This is a genomic window from Vibrio sp. ED004 (assembly GCF_023206395.1).
GTDB lineage: Bacteria > Pseudomonadota > Gammaproteobacteria > Enterobacterales > Vibrionaceae > Vibrio.
This window is the reverse complement of record NZ_CP066149.1, coordinates 3,775,147-3,789,372: the sequence shown is the minus strand read 5'-3', so window position 1 is coordinate 3,789,372 and position 14,226 is coordinate 3,775,147. Positions and strand designations below refer to the sequence as shown.

The 14,226-nt window shown below is 43.5% G+C and carries 17 protein-coding genes; 10 read left to right on the top strand and 7 right to left on the bottom strand.

What is annotated here, in order from left to right:
* Window positions 1-8: 8 nt before the first annotated feature.
* From ITG10_RS17345 to ITG10_RS17330, 4 genes are read right to left on the bottom strand one after another with little or no spacing between them, the layout of a single operon-like run.
* A complete protein-coding gene (locus tag ITG10_RS17345; RefSeq protein ID WP_248386564.1) occupies window positions 9-347 on the bottom strand; it encodes a DUF1293 family protein in 339 nt (112 codons plus the stop codon).
* A complete protein-coding gene (locus ITG10_RS17340) occupies window positions 335-1,447 on the bottom strand; it encodes a replication initiation factor domain-containing protein (protein WP_248386563.1) in 1,113 nt (370 codons plus the stop codon). Before ITG10_RS17340 ends, ITG10_RS17345 begins: the two co-directional genes overlap by 13 nt.
* Window positions 1,437-1,637 (bottom strand): hypothetical protein, encoded by a 201-nt coding sequence (locus tag ITG10_RS17335; RefSeq protein WP_248386562.1) that lies wholly within the window; start codon window positions 1,635-1,637, stop codon window positions 1,437-1,439. The genes ITG10_RS17340 and ITG10_RS17335 overlap by 11 nt, the downstream gene beginning before the upstream one ends.
* Before the next feature lie 2 nt (window positions 1,638-1,639).
* Window positions 1,640-1,936: a hypothetical protein gene (locus ITG10_RS17330; protein ID WP_248386561.1), complete on the bottom strand. Its 297-nt coding sequence runs from the start codon at window positions 1,934-1,936 to the stop codon at window positions 1,640-1,642.
* A 124-nt stretch (window positions 1,937-2,060) separates the two neighbouring features.
* On the opposite strand from ITG10_RS17330, the gene ITG10_RS17325 reads away from it, so the two are divergent.
* Window positions 2,061-2,429 carry a DUF3693 domain-containing protein gene (locus ITG10_RS17325; protein ID WP_248386560.1) on the top strand — a complete coding sequence of 123 codons (369 nt, stop codon included), beginning with the start codon at window positions 2,061-2,063 and terminating at the stop codon, window positions 2,427-2,429.
* Between the two features lie 150 nt (window positions 2,430-2,579).
* Here ITG10_RS17325 and ITG10_RS17320 read toward each other — a convergent pair whose 3' ends face one another.
* From ITG10_RS17320 to ITG10_RS17310, 3 genes are all read right to left on the bottom strand, one after another.
* Window positions 2,580-4,304: an ATP-binding protein gene (locus tag ITG10_RS17320; RefSeq protein WP_248386559.1), complete on the bottom strand. Its 1,725-nt coding sequence runs from the start codon at window positions 4,302-4,304 to the stop codon at window positions 2,580-2,582.
* Window positions 4,304-5,488, bottom strand: coding sequence for an FIST N-terminal domain-containing protein (locus ITG10_RS17315; protein ID WP_017632468.1), 1,185 nt, complete (start codon window positions 5,486-5,488; stop codon window positions 4,304-4,306). The genes ITG10_RS17320 and ITG10_RS17315 overlap by 1 nt, the downstream gene beginning before the upstream one ends.
* 115 nt (window positions 5,489-5,603) lie before the next feature.
* Window positions 5,604-5,969, bottom strand: coding sequence for a hypothetical protein (locus ITG10_RS17310; protein ID WP_017632469.1), 366 nt, complete (start codon window positions 5,967-5,969; stop codon window positions 5,604-5,606).
* Window positions 5,970-6,227: 258 nt separating this feature from the next.
* On the opposite strand from ITG10_RS17310, the gene ccoN reads away from it, so the two are divergent.
* The 9 genes from ccoN to ITG10_RS17265 all read left to right on the top strand — a co-directional run bounded on the left by ccoN (window position 6,228) and on the right by ITG10_RS17265 (window position 14,123).
* Window positions 6,228-7,655, top strand: coding sequence for a cytochrome-c oxidase, cbb3-type subunit I (ccoN, locus tag ITG10_RS17305; RefSeq protein WP_050645360.1), 1,428 nt, complete (start codon window positions 6,228-6,230; stop codon window positions 7,653-7,655).
* A gap of 11 nt (window positions 7,656-7,666) precedes the next feature.
* On the top strand, window positions 7,667-8,287 hold the full coding sequence (ccoO, locus tag ITG10_RS17300; protein WP_004742292.1) for a cytochrome-c oxidase, cbb3-type subunit II: 621 nt from the start codon (window positions 7,667-7,669) through the stop codon (window positions 8,285-8,287).
* Between the two features lie 9 nt (window positions 8,288-8,296).
* On the top strand, window positions 8,297-8,473 hold the full coding sequence (locus tag ITG10_RS17295; RefSeq protein ID WP_004742291.1) for a CcoQ/FixQ family Cbb3-type cytochrome c oxidase assembly chaperone: 177 nt from the start codon (window positions 8,297-8,299) through the stop codon (window positions 8,471-8,473).
* Window positions 8,473-9,447 carry a cytochrome-c oxidase, cbb3-type subunit III gene (gene ccoP, locus ITG10_RS17290; RefSeq protein ID WP_017632471.1) on the top strand — a complete coding sequence of 325 codons (975 nt, stop codon included), beginning with the start codon at window positions 8,473-8,475 and terminating at the stop codon, window positions 9,445-9,447. The genes ITG10_RS17295 and ccoP overlap by 1 nt, the downstream gene beginning before the upstream one ends.
* Window positions 9,448-9,532: 85 nt before the next feature.
* Window positions 9,533-10,012: a FixH family protein gene (locus tag ITG10_RS17285; protein WP_248386558.1), complete on the top strand. Its 480-nt coding sequence runs from the start codon at window positions 9,533-9,535 to the stop codon at window positions 10,010-10,012.
* 5 nt (window positions 10,013-10,017) lie between these two features.
* Complete coding sequence (locus ITG10_RS17280; RefSeq protein ID WP_017632472.1) at window positions 10,018-12,390, top strand: heavy metal translocating P-type ATPase metal-binding domain-containing protein; 2,373 nt, start codon at window positions 10,018-10,020, stop codon at window positions 12,388-12,390.
* Window positions 12,390-12,626 (top strand): cbb3-type cytochrome oxidase assembly protein CcoS, encoded by a 237-nt coding sequence (gene ccoS, locus ITG10_RS17275; protein ID WP_017632473.1) that lies wholly within the window; start codon window positions 12,390-12,392, stop codon window positions 12,624-12,626. The genes ITG10_RS17280 and ccoS overlap by 1 nt, the downstream gene beginning before the upstream one ends.
* Window positions 12,616-13,290 carry a sulfite exporter TauE/SafE family protein gene (locus tag ITG10_RS17270; RefSeq protein ID WP_086711448.1) on the top strand — a complete coding sequence of 225 codons (675 nt, stop codon included), beginning with the start codon at window positions 12,616-12,618 and terminating at the stop codon, window positions 13,288-13,290. The genes ccoS and ITG10_RS17270 overlap by 11 nt, the downstream gene beginning before the upstream one ends.
* An 86-nt stretch (window positions 13,291-13,376) precedes the next feature.
* Complete coding sequence (locus ITG10_RS17265; protein WP_017632474.1) at window positions 13,377-14,123, top strand: FNR family transcription factor; 747 nt, start codon at window positions 13,377-13,379, stop codon at window positions 14,121-14,123.
* Window positions 14,124-14,226 lie beyond the last annotated feature (103 nt).

The window sequence follows — 14,226 nt, the reverse complement described above, 5'->3', positions numbered from 1 at the left end:
AATTCAATTTATTTTTTAAGCGAGGCGTCGAAGTGTTTTTGAACTTCAGCATCAGTAGGAACAAGCTTGTTAACCAAGATATCCAATGGATCATGTGGGTTAGCACCAAAGCTCAATTCGTATTCACGGTTAGCAACAAAGGCGCGCGATTGGATGAGCTGACGCGCGTAATCCACATCAATTTTCAGAGCTTGTTTGTTGTAAGGGATGTCAGTTGAGAAACCGATGCCAGTTTGTTGAAACTTCTCGTTATCGACTTCTTCAACAGCACGTAGGACAGACAGCTCGGCGAACTCCATATTAGATTTAGGGAAACGCTTGATAGAGATACCAGTTATTGTAGGCATATTCTTGACTCCAAAATTTCAATTTTCTGTTTAGTGTATTCGTCAGGAATGCCTAACGAGGTTTCAAAGTTGGCGCGTCTATGATGCGTAGGAATGAGCATTCCAAATGCTTCACCCAAGTCACCCTCAGTCATAGCCACAACTTCAGATAGCGCTTTGCCACACTGGCGACGAACCCAAGCAATACGAGCGAAGAACTCAAGACCTGCTTTCTTTTTGTTAAGCTCAATCTTCATTGGTTCGGCAGGGTCGATACTGGCCGAGAAGTCACACAGACCAGCAAAGGCCGAAGCAGGCGAGGCGAGTAGTGCCAAATCGCACTTCTTCAATTCCACTTCATTGCGATACCAAATAACTTCTGGGTCAGCGATGTTTTGCTCGAATTTTTTGTTGTACACACGCCAGTAGATTGCAGAGGTACGAGAGCCAACAAGAACGGCTTCCTCTGATAATTCACCGGATTGTGAAACGCGCTTATGAGGAACCATTGTCGGGCCACGACCGCGAGAAGCAGTACGAAATGCTCCCTCATAAAAACATTTCTCAGCATACTTACAGTCAAAGATTCCGGTGTAGTCATCCACACAGAGATCTAAACGGGCTAGGCGAGTGATACCCAAAAGTGACAGCCACCAATGCACCTTTTTGTGTGTGGTGAAGTCGAACAACTTAGCGCAACCCGTACCATTGATTTGCACGTAGACCGTGTCATTGTTGCCGCCAATACCGACCAAACCACATTCAACCGTTCCAGTAGAATCGTAAATCACCATCGAATCTTCATAGCCATGCAAGCCTCGGCCACGCATAGGAGACAGACGGAAGTTAAAAACTTTCGCCATGAACTCATCGAACCTATCACCTAAAACCTTACGACATTTGTTACGGTGTAACTCAATTGATTTCTCTATAGCTTCTGGTGAGTTAAGACGACCGTTAACGCTTTGCTTTTTGAACTCAGGAAACTGCATGTTGATAAAGTCTTGTTCGTTCGAGTTATCCAAGTGTCTAAGCGAACCGTATGAAAACGAAAACGCTAAGTGATCCACTTGAACCGGACGAATCTCATCATGAAACTTATGTGGTTTTTTAGATGGCATGGAAAACACCTTTAACCAAAAGCTCTTGATAGTTATCGTCAGTGATTTCGACAATCTGAAATGACACCATGCCGTAATGAACCTCCATAAACTGGAAGAACTCACGCTGAGTCTTAAAGAAGTTATGACCCCAAGGGAAATAGGCGTTAATGCCATGGTTGGGTTCGTTGTCGAAGTAAATGGAATCCATGATTAACGTTCCAAACCGAAGAACGCGCAGAACTGTTCAAGTTCTTGGTCGTTGTCAAACGTGAAAGTGAAAGCGTCAGAGCAACTAGGCTGAGAACTGATAAACGACACCGTATGAAAAATTTCTTCGCTAATAGTGCGTTGACCAAACTCAAGTTCGCTAGCTAGGAACTCAAAACAGATTTCTAATGGTGAGTTATGAAGAGACACGGATGCGTGTGTAAAATCTGGGTAGTTAGAGAAGCTAACGTGTTCAGATTTTAAAACAGAGCCGTATTCAATAGATTCAATTTGGAACATAACAGCACCTCGATAAGTTGGGTTGTGATTAACTTAGGAGGATTATAGGCACGATTTATTGTGCCTGTTAAGCACGGAAAATCATGCCTGATCAGCTAGAATGTAGGCAAAGGGAGAACTCAACATGTATCAAAACGACTTGTTAGATGCCTATAAAAAGGCGAAAAACTACATACAAGATAAGCAAATTGCCCACGATTTGAATCTACCAAGACAACGGATTGGTGAAATGCGAAAAGGAACTCGCTATATATCTGATTCTGAAGCAGTTTTTCTTGCAGAAAGCGCAGGAATTGATCCGGAGATGGCATTGCTGGGTTGTCACGTTGACCGCAACGAAAATCCACAGATTAAACAGATGTGGGAACACATAGCAAAAAAGTGCAACGGGCTAGGATTAAAAGCAATTTCAATGACTTGCGCAGGATTAGCGTTGATGGCAGCCACCCCAAATAAAGCACTAGCCAACTGCGTATTATGTATATTATGTTAAATTGCCTGTGGTGTTTATAATGCAGGTATCTTTATGTGATGCCCTGCCTCTTGTTTCTGCTCTGAATTAGCGTTCTATTTAACAGTAAAGCTATTTACCATAAAATACCTAATAAACATATTTCCTAATCTTCGATTAAGAATACGTTTATTAGATCTCAAGCATTAGTCGATCAATAGCTTCTGTGATCTCTTTGGTTCTTACTGGCTTGGTAACGAAATCATTCATACCAACATCTAAACATGAAAATCTGTCTTCTACTGATGTGTGTGCTGTTAGCGCGACGATTGGTGTTTGGATGTTTGCTTCTCTCATGTATTTGGTTGTGGTCAATCCATCCATAACCGGCATCGACACGTCCATTAAGATAATGTCGATTGAATCGTTGCCTCTTTCAATAAAGCCAATTGCTTCTTCACCATTGCTTGCGATGAAAACCTCGTGGCCTTGTCTTGTTAGGATTAACTTAATCACCATTTGATTGGTCGGATTGTCTTCCACAACTAAAACTGAGTATCGGCTTCTTAGTTCTCGTGTACAGTCATCTTGTATATTGTCAGCGAGATTGTTCGTTACTCTGGTTAGCACTGGTAACTGTACTTCAAATCTAGAGCCTTTCCCTGGTTCACTCTCTACAGATATACGTCCACGCATCAGTTCAACAAGTCGTTTGGTGATAGCCAAGCCTAAACCAGTGCCCCCAAATCGTCGTGTGATTGTGCTATCGGCTTGAACAAATGGACTGAACAAAGAAGCAAGTTGCTGCGAGCTAATGCCAATCCCGGTGTCTTCTACCGTTATATAGAACGAGCTTTGCTGGTATTTAATAGACACATGTACATGTCCTTGTTCAGTGAACTTAATCGCGTTGCCAATTAGGTTAAATAAGATCTGCGCTAATCGGCTTGGGTCAAGATAATGAAGTTCACCTTCTGGGATATCGCTGGTTACGGTTAGCGCTAATCCTTTATCGTCTGCCGTCTTCTTTTGTTCAGACAAAACAAACGTTACAGTGTCTCTTACGTTGCTCCATTGAGGCGACAACGAGAAACATCCAGATTCGATTTTTGAAAAGTCCAATACGTCGCTGATAATCGCTAACAGCAACTCAGACGACGTGCTCATATTAAGAAGTATAGACTGTTGCTCTTCATTGAGTGATGTCGATTTCAGCGTATCGATTAGGCCTATAATCGCGTTCAACGGAGTTCTTAATTCATGACTCATCATGGCTAGGAATTCAGACTTAGCCTTGTTGGCTCTTTCTGCATCTTTCCTTGCTGTGACTAGCTCTGCGGTACGTTCTCGAACTGTGGCTTCAAGCTTTTCTTTGTTTTCAATATCGAAAACTGCACGCTCAATCAGAGGTCTAAAACGGTTTAGCGTCGCTTTGGTTTCAATGCTGAAATGTTTGGTATTGGAGTGGATAAAGATGATCACGGACTGTGTGAGCCCGCTATCAATTCCGGTAATCAGAACGGAGTTAATCTGGTCGAGAACAATGGGGTGCAAAGAGTTGAATTCACCCAATGATTTAGGCTCAAAAAGGATGGCGCATTCTCCATTGATGACTCGAGATAGCTTACCGCAATCCGTCCAGTTCATCTGGTCGAAGACTTTGTTATTGGTTAACAGGGTCTTGAAACTACCTTCGTTCCCTACCCTTGATACCACGATAAAGTCATCAAACTTAATGTATTTTTTGAGTACAAACTCAAGGCTAGAGAAGATCTCGGAGATGTTACTCGCCTTACTGATTGCAGAGATGGTTGATAGGATTACCCTATTCTCTTCAGCCAGCTTTCGCTCGCGGGCTTTCAGTTTTTGCAGTTCAATACGTGCTTCTTGTAGCGCTTCTTGACCTTCCGATCCCATTACTTCTTTAACCTATAAAACGTTGCTGACGACACCATTAAGTTTCCGTGTGCGTTCTCACCACCAGAGAGCCTGCCTTGTTCACCAAAAGTGAATGGGCATATGTATGGAAGCCCATTAAGTGCTTGATTTATTTGGTCACAAACCTCGTCCATGTCTTGCTTAAGGTTTAGCATTGGGCCTGCGCAAAATATGTTGATTGCTCCGAGCTTCTCTTCAAGATCCATGTCGTTGTAATAAGAAGAATGAATGATATTGGCAGCACGGCTTATTAACTGTTGTTTAGAGCCTTGCATCAAATAGATTTTGTCGCCTTCACTGATGTCAGTGAAGAGCTCGATCCCATTGCACTCTGTTTCTCTAATCGAGTGAGACAGCTTGAAATATGGGTAGTCATAAGACGAACCGACCTTTCTGCCCAATGGATAAACAGATGATTTTTCAAAGATATAGCCATCATCGCTGCCACCTATATGGAAGTTTGTCCATTCGTTATAAACGGTGACCGCTGGTCTATGGTCTATCTCTAATAAGATCCTGTTTCGTACTTTGGTCACGGTACCTGAATAACGCGTTGGAGTGTGACCTGCGCTAAATGAGGAATAGATAGATTGGGATGCAAATACGACGGTTAAAGACACACCATTGATAGAGAGTGACTCTTCGGTAAAGATGCTCCAATTTCCAGAAACCTGATTGTCCGCGGCACTGCCTCCGATAATGGGTACCTCTGTACCGAATTTGTTATCGATGGCCGCCATCACCTTCTCTTCGTTCCCAGGTGTGGAATGCAACAAGATAAGATCGGGGATTTCACCTTCACGGTTGGCGTTTTTAAGTGCTCTATCTATCGCGCTAAAGGTGCTTTGTTCTATAGATTCGCCAAAATGCTCGATTCCCGTGCCATAGGCGTTGATACCTGAGTCATAAATGATGAGGACGCCAATTACTGGGCCTGAATGGAACCCAGTTTCGGTCATGATACCGTGACAAGTGGTACAACCATGGATAGGAGTGTTAGGGAGAGCATCTACGAAATATCTCTGCACAGCGAGCGTGGAGTACTCTTCTGTGCAGTAACAAATAAGACAGGCAATATTGTCAGGGTTTTCGACCCCATTGAGCAACTCATCTACCGCGATTTTATCGTCTAGCGAATAAGAGACTTTTGATAGAAATTTCATAGATTTCTGGAAACTTTATTAATGTTGTCTTTATAACACTTTAATGCATTGTGTTTCACTGATTTGGTACATATTTCTATCAAAAGCGCCGAGGTGTGTCCAAGTTTTCGCTCTATTACTCTTTAGAGAGGTTTACAGAAAACGTGCTTATCTGTTGTGGAAATGTAACTGTTATTGAGGAACTATTATCATCGGTTTGTAACAGCCAATTTGAAGGCCCTTTCTCTTCCAATATTCCGCTTTCATTGTAGTTAATGATAAATTTGCCAGTTTTAGATGTTTCGATCGAATAGCCTAGGTTATCGGCTGAAATTAAAACATTATGATTATCAATACCAAATTCACAAGGTTTTGAAACTATACAGTTTACTGTTTCGTTATTATCGTATGTTACTGTTCTCCAAGTAAATGCAGCTATTAAAATAACCAACATGACGATAATTTGAACAAGCCTGCCTTTTGTTAGCTTTTGTGCCGCCATTATAATCTTTACTCCTTGTTACAAAGTTCAAAGTTTTTAAATAAAAATCCAATTCCAGACCAAGCGTAAGGTTACTACTCTGTCATTGATTTGTTAATTCAAGTATAGTGTCGCGTTGAAAATGCCACTTTTTTTTAAAATCAGCAAGTGGAAATAAAGCCCTGAATAGGCTGCATTTCCTTTTCTAATTTGGGTGGCATTACGACGTGAGTCGTGTTGGAAGTAAAGTGTAGTAAATAAGAAATTGGAAGCATGCAAATGAGCCAAGAAAAGCAGCTTGAACAAAACTACAACTATACGGTCGTCCGTCAATTTACCCTCGTTACAATTTTGTGGGGTATTGTCGGTATGGGCGTTGGTGTTTTGATTGCCGCTCAATTAGTTTGGCCACAGCTAAACTTTGATACGCCGTGGTTGACGTACAGTCGTTTACGTCCCCTGCATACTAATGCGGTTATTTTTGCGTTCGGTACAAGTGCGCTGTTTGCAACATCATATTATGTTGTGCAACGTACCTGTCAGACGCGTCTCTTTGGTGGCCCTCTCGTAGCCTTTACCTTTTGGGGTTGGCAAGCGATTATCCTGTCCGCTGCAATTACTTTACCGTTAGGTTTGACCTCTGGTAAAGAATACGCAGAACTAGAATGGCCAATCGATATTGCTATTACTCTTGTGTGGGTAGCTTATGCGGTCGTGTTCTTCGGAACTATGATTAAGCGTAAAACATCGCACATTTACGTAGCAAACTGGTTCTTCGGAGCCTTCATCATCACGGTTGCCGTGTTGCACATCGTTAACAGCTTAGCTGTTCCTGTATCTGCGTTTAAATCGTACTCGATTTACTCAGGTGCAATTGATGCAATGGTGCAATGGTGGTACGGACACAATGCGGTAGGCTTCCTATTGACAGCTGGTTTCCTTGGTATGATGTACTACTTCGTTCCTAAACAAGCTGGTCGCCCTGTTTATTCTTACCGTTTGTCGATCGTTCACTTCTGGGCTCTTGTGTCTCTGTATATTTGGGCTGGTCCTCACCACCTACACTACACTGCACTTCCTGACTGGACTCAGTCTCTAGGTATGGTTATGTCTTTGGTTCTGTTTGCTCCTTCTTGGGGTGGCATGATCAACGGTATTATGACTCTATCTGGCGCGTGGCATAAGCTTCGCTACGACCCAATCCTACGTTTCCTAATCGTTTCTCTATCATTCTACGGCATGTCGACTTTCGAAGGCCCAATGATGGCAATCAAAACGGTTAACGCACTATCTCACTACACGGACTGGACTATTGGTCACGTTCACTCTGGTGCGTTAGGTTGGGTTGCAATGGTTTCTATCGGTTCGGTTTACCACTTAGTTCCTAAACTATTTGGTCAAGAGCGTATGTACTCTGTATCTCTAATCAATGTTCACTTCTGGTTAGCAACGATTGGTACGGTTTTCTACATTGTTGCAATGTGGATCTCTGGTGTGATGCAAGGTCTGATGTGGCGTGCAGTTAACTCTGACGGTACATTAACTTACAGCTTCGTTGAATCTGTAGAAGCGTCTTACCCGTTCTACTTTGTACGTTTCCTAGGTGGTTTCATCTTCCTATCTGGTATGTTCTTAATGGCATACAACACGTACAAAACTGTTTCTGCACCTAAAGATAGCCTTAAAGCTATCGCTCAACCGGCTTAAGGAGATTTAGAATGAGCTCAAATTCAAATAATCGCCATGAGTTGGTAGAAAAGAACGTTGGCCTACTAGCGATCTTGATCGTTATTGCTATCAGTTTTGGTGCTTTAGTAGAAATTACCCCTCTTATCTTCCAAAAGCAGACAACTGAACCTGTAGAAAACCTACGTGTTTACTCTGCTCTGGAAATGGAAGGTCGTGATATCTACATTCGTGAAGGTTGTAACGTATGTCACAGCCAAATGATTCGTCCTTTCCGCTCTGAGACTGAACGTTACGGCCACTACTCTGTAGCTGGCGAAAGCGTTTGGGAACACCCATTTCTATGGGGCTCTAAGCGTACTGGTCCTGATCTAGCACGTGTTGGTGATCGTTACTCTGATGAGTGGCACCGTGTTCACCTTATCGACCCTCGTGAACTTGTTCCTGAATCAAACATGCCTGGTTTCCCATGGCTTGCTGAGAATGTACTTGATGGCAAATTGACTCAACAGAAGCTTGAACTCTTCCGTAATCAATTTGGTGTTCCTTACACAGACGAACAAATTGCTAACGCTAAACAAGATGTTGAAGGAAAAACAGAGATGGATGCAATCATCGCTTACCTTCAATCGCTTGGCCACGCAATGAAATAAGGAATAATTATGGACATTATTACATTTCAAAGTGTTTGGACCGTGACTGTTTTTGCTTGCTTCATCGGCATTGTTTGGTGGGCATACGGCAAAAACCGTAAATCACGTTTCGACGAAGACGCGAACCTAGTGTTTGCTGACGACGAGCCAGCAACAAGTTCTAAAAATGAAGGAGTGACAAAGTAATGAGTACATTCTGGAGTATCTGGGTTAGTGCGATTACGATTGGTACCCTAATTGGTTGTGCTGTCTTACTTCGTTGGTGTTTTAAAGATAAAACAGGCGTTGAAGAAGGTCATGATATGGGCCATGAATACGATGGTATTCGTGAGCTTAACAACCCACTACCAAAATGGTGGACATACCTTTTCATCAGTACGATTGTTTTTGCTGCGGTTTACCTTGCTCTATACCCAGGCCTTGGCAACTTTAAAGGTCTACTAGGTTGGACAAGTTCAAACCAAGAAGTTCGTAGCATTGAAGAGTCTCGCTCTGCAATTGCTGCTGCGCAAGCAAACAAACAGTTAGATGCGTACGCGAAAGAGCTTGATGATGCAGACACCTACTTCGGTGAAGCATTCAGAAAGCTTGCTCTCGACGAAAATGGTTTACGTTCAATCCCTGACATTGCATCAGATGCTGACGCAATCAAAGTGGGTCAACGTTTATTCTTGCAAAACTGTTCTCAGTGTCACGGCTCTGATGCACGTGGTCAGAAAGGTTTCCCTAACCTAACTGACGACGCATGGCTATATGGCGGCGAACCTGAGGCTATCGTAACAACAGTTATGCACGGTCGTGTTGGTCAAATGCCAGGTTGGAAAGACGCGCTTGGCGAAGAAGGCGTAAAAGAAGTAGTTAGCTACACTCTTAGCCTTTCTGGTCGTAGCGTAAACGCACGTGAAGCAGAAGCTGGTAAAGCTCGCTTTGTAGTGTGTGCTGCGTGTCACGGTACTGATGGTAAGGGTAACCCTGCTGTTGGCGCTCCTGACCTGACTGACCGCGATTGGTTGTTTGGCGATTCACGCGCAGATGTAACTGAAACAGTTATGTACGGACGTTCTGGCGTAATGCCTGCTTGGAAAGACATTCTAGGCGAAGACAAAGTACAACTGGTTTCATCTTACGTGTGGAGCTTAAGCAACTCGGATAATAAGTAACATTTCAATAACAGCCTCTTTCTAAGAGGCTGTCTTTCCTTTATTTTATAACCCCTTCTTTTTATTCTTTTTTGAGATATTTTTTATGGTAAAGCCTTGGTATAAACAGTTTTGGCCGTGGTTCTTAATCGCGTTGCCAGCAACAGTAGTTATTTGGACGATCATGACGGTTATTGTGTTTACACAGAACTCTGTAGACCTAGTGACTGAGGATTACTATAAAAAAGGAAAAGGCATTAATGTCGATATTTCGAAAGTAAACATCGCTAAAGAATTAGGCCTGTCAGCTTTAGTTAACGAGAAAGGTAACTCGGTTATCATTACTCTAGATAAAGGTAAACTTGAACACTTCCCTGCGATTAACGCGATGTTCGTTCACAGAACGCTACCTGACCGTGATTTCACTCAACTGCTTACTGCAGATGCGCGAGGCAACTACACCTTGACTCTAGACCACGAAATGCAAGGTCCATGGTTTATCGAGCTGTCTCCGCACGATTCAGAATGGTTAGTGCAAGGTCGTATGAACTTCCCTATTGAAACTCCCACTCAACTAACGAACTAAAGCTTATGTGTGAATCCTGTTATCACTGCGGTGAAGATGTACCAGCGGAAACGGATTTTAAAGTAGAGATCTTAGGATCGACTCGTAAGATGTGTTGTCCGGGTTGCGAAACCGTAGCCCAGACAATCGTTGATAGCGGTTTGGTTTCTTACTACCAATATCGCACCGCTCCTGCTGAAAAAGCTGATCTAGTGCCAGAGCAACTGCTGGCACTCAGTCATTACGACAACGAAGATGTTCAATTAGAATTCGTTCGTAACTCCGAAAATATCTCTGAAGTGACATTGTCACTAGAAGGTGTCTCTTGTGCCGCCTGTGCATGGCTTATTGAGAAGCAAGTCTCTTCTAAACAAGGTGTTGGTAGCATTCGTGTGAATACCACCACTAACCGTGCGCTACTTAGCTGGGATAACACGCAAGTTAAACTGAGCGAGTTGTTATCTGCAATCCATACCTTAGGCTACAAAGCGGCGCCTTTCGAGGCAGACCAACAAGAAGCGGCCTACCACCGCTCAATGAAGAACTACTTGTATCGCCTTGGTGTGGCTGGCCTAGCTACCATGCAGGTGATGATGCTGGCAGTAGCGCTATACCTTGAAGTGTTTGGTAATCTTGAGCCTGAGTTTAAAAACTACTTCCGTTGGGTCAGCTTGATCTTCGCAACACCGGTTCTACTCTATTCTGCGTTGCCTTTCTATATCAATGCATGGCGAAGCATCAAAGGCCGAACGTTAGGTATGGATGTGCCTGTGTCGATTGCTCTTTTGTTTGCCTACGTGGCGAGCTTGGTTGCAACCGTGACAGAAAAAGGCGAAGTGTTCTTTGAATCGATTTCGATGTTCACCTTCTTCCTATTGCTTGGTCGTTTTCTTGAAATGCGCGCACGTCGTAAAGCGGCTGCAGCCAGTGGTAACCTGCTTAAGTTGGTTCCTGCAATGGCGACAACGTTAGACGGCGAACAAGTTCCAGTGAAAACCTTAAAAGTAGGCGATCAGATCCGCGTACTTCCGGGTGAACACATTCCTGCGGATGGCAAAGTGCTGTCTGGCCGAATCCACATCGATGAATCTATGCTGACTGGCGAATCTATCCATGTGGTGAAAAACGAAGGCGATACCGTCTTTGCTGGCACATTGAATGGTGATGAATCGTTTGAATTGGAAGTGATGACCTCTAAAGCAGATTCAGTGATTTCCAATATCGTGCGTCTGCAGGATGAAGCGCAACTGTCTAAGCCTCGCATCGCAGAGGTTGCGGATGTGGTTGCTCGATACTTTGTCGCGGTGATTCTGATTATTTCGTTCGGCACCTGGTTTTACTGGCACCAAACACGTCCTGAAGACGCGTTTTGGATCATGCTTTCGGTACTTGTTGCGACTTGTCCGTGTGCTCTATCGCTTGCTACACCAACAGCGATTACTTGTTCAACCTCTCGTATGGGTAACTTTGGTATTTTGCTCCGTAAAGGCCACGTATTTGAGACCTTGTGTAAAGTGAATCACTTAATCATCGATAAGACGGGTACATTGACTGAGGGTGATATTCGTATCAGCCAAGTTGAGACCTTCTCAGAGCTTGATAAAGAGACATGCTTACAAGTTGCTGCAAGCCTTGAACAACACGCGAACCACCCTATTGCTACAGCGTTCAAGAGCTATGTTGCAGAGGATATCGAAGTAGAATCGGTTAACAATGTGATTGGCTCGGGTATTACTGGTGAGTGGAATGGTCAAGAAGTAGCGATCGGTAGCAGTGAGTTCATTCTTGGTGAATCTCAGCCCTCCGAAAGCAACGGTATCTACCTGTCATTGGCCGGTCGCCATATCGCGACATTTACTTATGAAGATCCGATTCGCAAAGAAAGTATCGAGTTCATTAAGCAATTCAAAGAAGCGGGTATCAAAACCACCTTGCTGACTGGTGACTCGTTGATTAACGCAAAGCCTGTTGCTGAAGAGATTGGTATTACCGATATCGTCGCGAACGCAAAACCTGAAGATAAGTTGGCTTACCTCAACTCTAGAGACGCAAGTGACATCACAATGATGGTTGGCGATGGAATTAACGATGCCCCTATTCTTGCGGGTGCTCACCTTTCTGTCGCTATGGGCGGCGGTACAGACGTGGCTAAAGCATCTGCAGACATGGTGTTATTGGGCGACAAACTCGATAGATTACTGAAGTCGCGTACTTTGGCGCTAAAAACGCGTAAGATAATCCGCGAGAACCTTGCATGGTCGTTGGGATATAACCTGCTTATTCTTCCATTGGCTGTCGCTGGTTTGGTTGCTCCTTACATCGCCGTTGTAGGCATGTCTGCTAGCTCTATTATTGTTGTGTCTAACTCGTTAAGGCTTTTAAAAGAGCAAGGTAAATAATGGAAAGTTTATACATACTCATTCCAATCGCGATCGTACTTGTATGTATCGCTGTCGGTATCTTTCTATGGGCCGTTAAGAGTGAACAGTTTGAAGACCTTGAGCGCCAAGGTCATAACATTCTGTTTGATGAAGACGAAAAGGCTCACAATCATTCGGACAATAAGCCTGTTAAGAATGAAAAAGCTAATACAGAAAGCCAACCTAACTTAGATAAAAAGAATAATGACGCCTGATTGGATCGGAGCTTTTGTAGTTGGATTGATCGGCGCGGGCCACTGCATGGGAATGTGTGGTGGTATTGCGTCGCTACTTTCGATCGGTAATGCCAAACCTTCCCCTGTTATCCCTCTCCTATATAACCTTGGACGCCTATTAAGCTATGCCGTGATTGGTGGTGTAATAGGTGGAGCAATCTCTTCGATTGGCCAGCTCAGCGATTTTAATGCTTTGCTCGGTTGGCTTCGTCTGTTTGCTGCTGTCTTTATGATCATCTTAGGCTTATACATTGGCAAATGGTGGTTCGGCTTGTTGTTCTTTGAAAAAGTCGGCCAGAAGCTTTGGCGTTATATCTCTCCCATCGGTAAGTCTTTTCTTCCGCTCAAACACCCAAGTCACGCCCTACCTTTTGGTTTTATCTGGGGTTGGCTTCCATGTGGCCTTGTGTACTCAATGCTGACGTGGGCTGCGGTATCGGGAAGTTGGTATAACGGAGCAGGCATCATGCTTGCCTTCGGTTTAGGGACGCTTCCAGCGATGCTGACGGTTGGTATGGGCGCTAATTTCCTCAAAAAACTGCAACAAGCTGACTTATTCCGCCAACTAGGCGCAATTTTAATCCTCATTTACGGTTTCTATACCGGTTATATGGCATTGCAGCTCATTATTTATACCGTATAGCCATTCTTTAAATCCGGTTTTTTTACTACCCAACTGGATAAAGGAATGCTAAAATATTGACGTATATCAAATAGTGAAAGATTGTTATGATTTCTGAAAAGCCTGTGACGAAACGTGTTCAGTCTGGCGGCTGTGCAATCCATTGCCAGGATTGTAGTATTAGCCAGCTCTGTATTCCGTTTACTTTGAATGAATCTGAACTCGATCAACTTGATCAGATCATTGAGAGAAAAAAGCCTATTCAAAAAGGCCAAGAGTTATTTAAAGCCGGTGACGAGCTTAAATCTCTATATGCTATTCGCTCTGGAACGATCAAGAGCTACACGATTACCGAGCAAGGTGATGAGCAGATTACTGCATTCCACCTAGCGGGCGATCTTGTTGGCTTCGATGCGATTACTGGTGACCTACACCCTAGTTTCGCACAAGCACTAGAAACTTCTATGGTATGTGAAATCCCATATGAGATTCTCGATGACCTATCAGGAAAAATGCCTAAATTGCGTCAGCAAATTATGCGTCTGATGAGTAACGAGATTAAAGGTGACCAAGAAATGATTCTGCTTCTTTCTAAGAAGAACGCGGAAGAGCGTCTTGCTGCATTCCTTTACAATCTTTCTACTCGCTTCTCTCAACGTGGCTTCAGCCCACGCGAGTTCCGCCTAACGATGACTCGCGGCGATATTGGTAACTACCTTGGTTTGACTGTTGAAACAATCAGCCGTCTTTTAGGTCGTTTCCAAAAAGCAGACATCTTGAGCGTTAAAGGCAAATATATCACTATCGAAGATCACGATGCGTTGATGGAACTTGCTGGCGTTTCAAAAGAATAGTCTAGATATCAATGATGTAGTTCAATAATGAGCTACATCATGTTTCTCTCTTAAAACCTCTTTTATTTCTCTTAATCTCCCCATAACTACGCTACATTATTTA

What these genes read in the sequence shown, in the direction of transcription:
- ITG10_RS17320 (WP_248386559.1), bottom strand. Translation starts at nt 4,304, where the DNA reads ATGGGATCGGAAGGTCAAGAAGCGCTACAAGAAGCACGTATTGAACTG.
- ITG10_RS17280 (WP_017632472.1), top strand. Translation starts at nt 10,018, where the DNA reads ATGTGTGAATCCTGTTATCACTGCGGTGAAGATGTACCAGCGGAAACG.
- ITG10_RS17295 (WP_004742291.1), top strand. Translation starts at nt 8,297, where the DNA reads ATGGACATTATTACATTTCAAAGTGTTTGGACCGTGACTGTTTTTGCT.
- ITG10_RS17285 (WP_248386558.1), top strand. Translation starts at nt 9,533, where the DNA reads ATGGTAAAGCCTTGGTATAAACAGTTTTGGCCGTGGTTCTTAATCGCG.
- ITG10_RS17340 (WP_248386563.1), bottom strand. Translation starts at nt 1,447, where the DNA reads ATGCCATCTAAAAAACCACATAAGTTTCATGATGAGATTCGTCCGGTT.
- ITG10_RS17270 (WP_086711448.1), top strand. Translation starts at nt 12,616, where the DNA reads ATGACGCCTGATTGGATCGGAGCTTTTGTAGTTGGATTGATCGGCGCG.
- ITG10_RS17325 (WP_248386560.1), top strand. Translation starts at nt 2,061, where the DNA reads ATGTATCAAAACGACTTGTTAGATGCCTATAAAAAGGCGAAAAACTAC.
- ITG10_RS17330 (WP_248386561.1), bottom strand. Translation starts at nt 1,936, where the DNA reads ATGTTCCAAATTGAATCTATTGAATACGGCTCTGTTTTAAAATCTGAA.
- ccoP (WP_017632471.1), top strand. Translation starts at nt 8,473, where the DNA reads ATGAGTACATTCTGGAGTATCTGGGTTAGTGCGATTACGATTGGTACC.
- ccoS (WP_017632473.1), top strand. Translation starts at nt 12,390, where the DNA reads ATGGAAAGTTTATACATACTCATTCCAATCGCGATCGTACTTGTATGT.
- ITG10_RS17310 (WP_017632469.1), bottom strand. Translation starts at nt 5,969, where the DNA reads ATGGCGGCACAAAAGCTAACAAAAGGCAGGCTTGTTCAAATTATCGTC.
- ITG10_RS17335 (WP_248386562.1), bottom strand. Translation starts at nt 1,637, where the DNA reads ATGGATTCCATTTACTTCGACAACGAACCCAACCATGGCATTAACGCC.
- ccoN (WP_050645360.1), top strand. Translation starts at nt 6,228, where the DNA reads ATGAGCCAAGAAAAGCAGCTTGAACAAAACTACAACTATACGGTCGTC.
- ITG10_RS17265 (WP_017632474.1), top strand. Translation starts at nt 13,377, where the DNA reads ATGATTTCTGAAAAGCCTGTGACGAAACGTGTTCAGTCTGGCGGCTGT.
- ITG10_RS17315 (WP_017632468.1), bottom strand. Translation starts at nt 5,488, where the DNA reads ATGAAATTTCTATCAAAAGTCTCTTATTCGCTAGACGATAAAATCGCG.
- ITG10_RS17345 (WP_248386564.1), bottom strand. Translation starts at nt 347, where the DNA reads ATGCCTACAATAACTGGTATCTCTATCAAGCGTTTCCCTAAATCTAAT.
- ccoO (WP_004742292.1), top strand. Translation starts at nt 7,667, where the DNA reads ATGAGCTCAAATTCAAATAATCGCCATGAGTTGGTAGAAAAGAACGTT.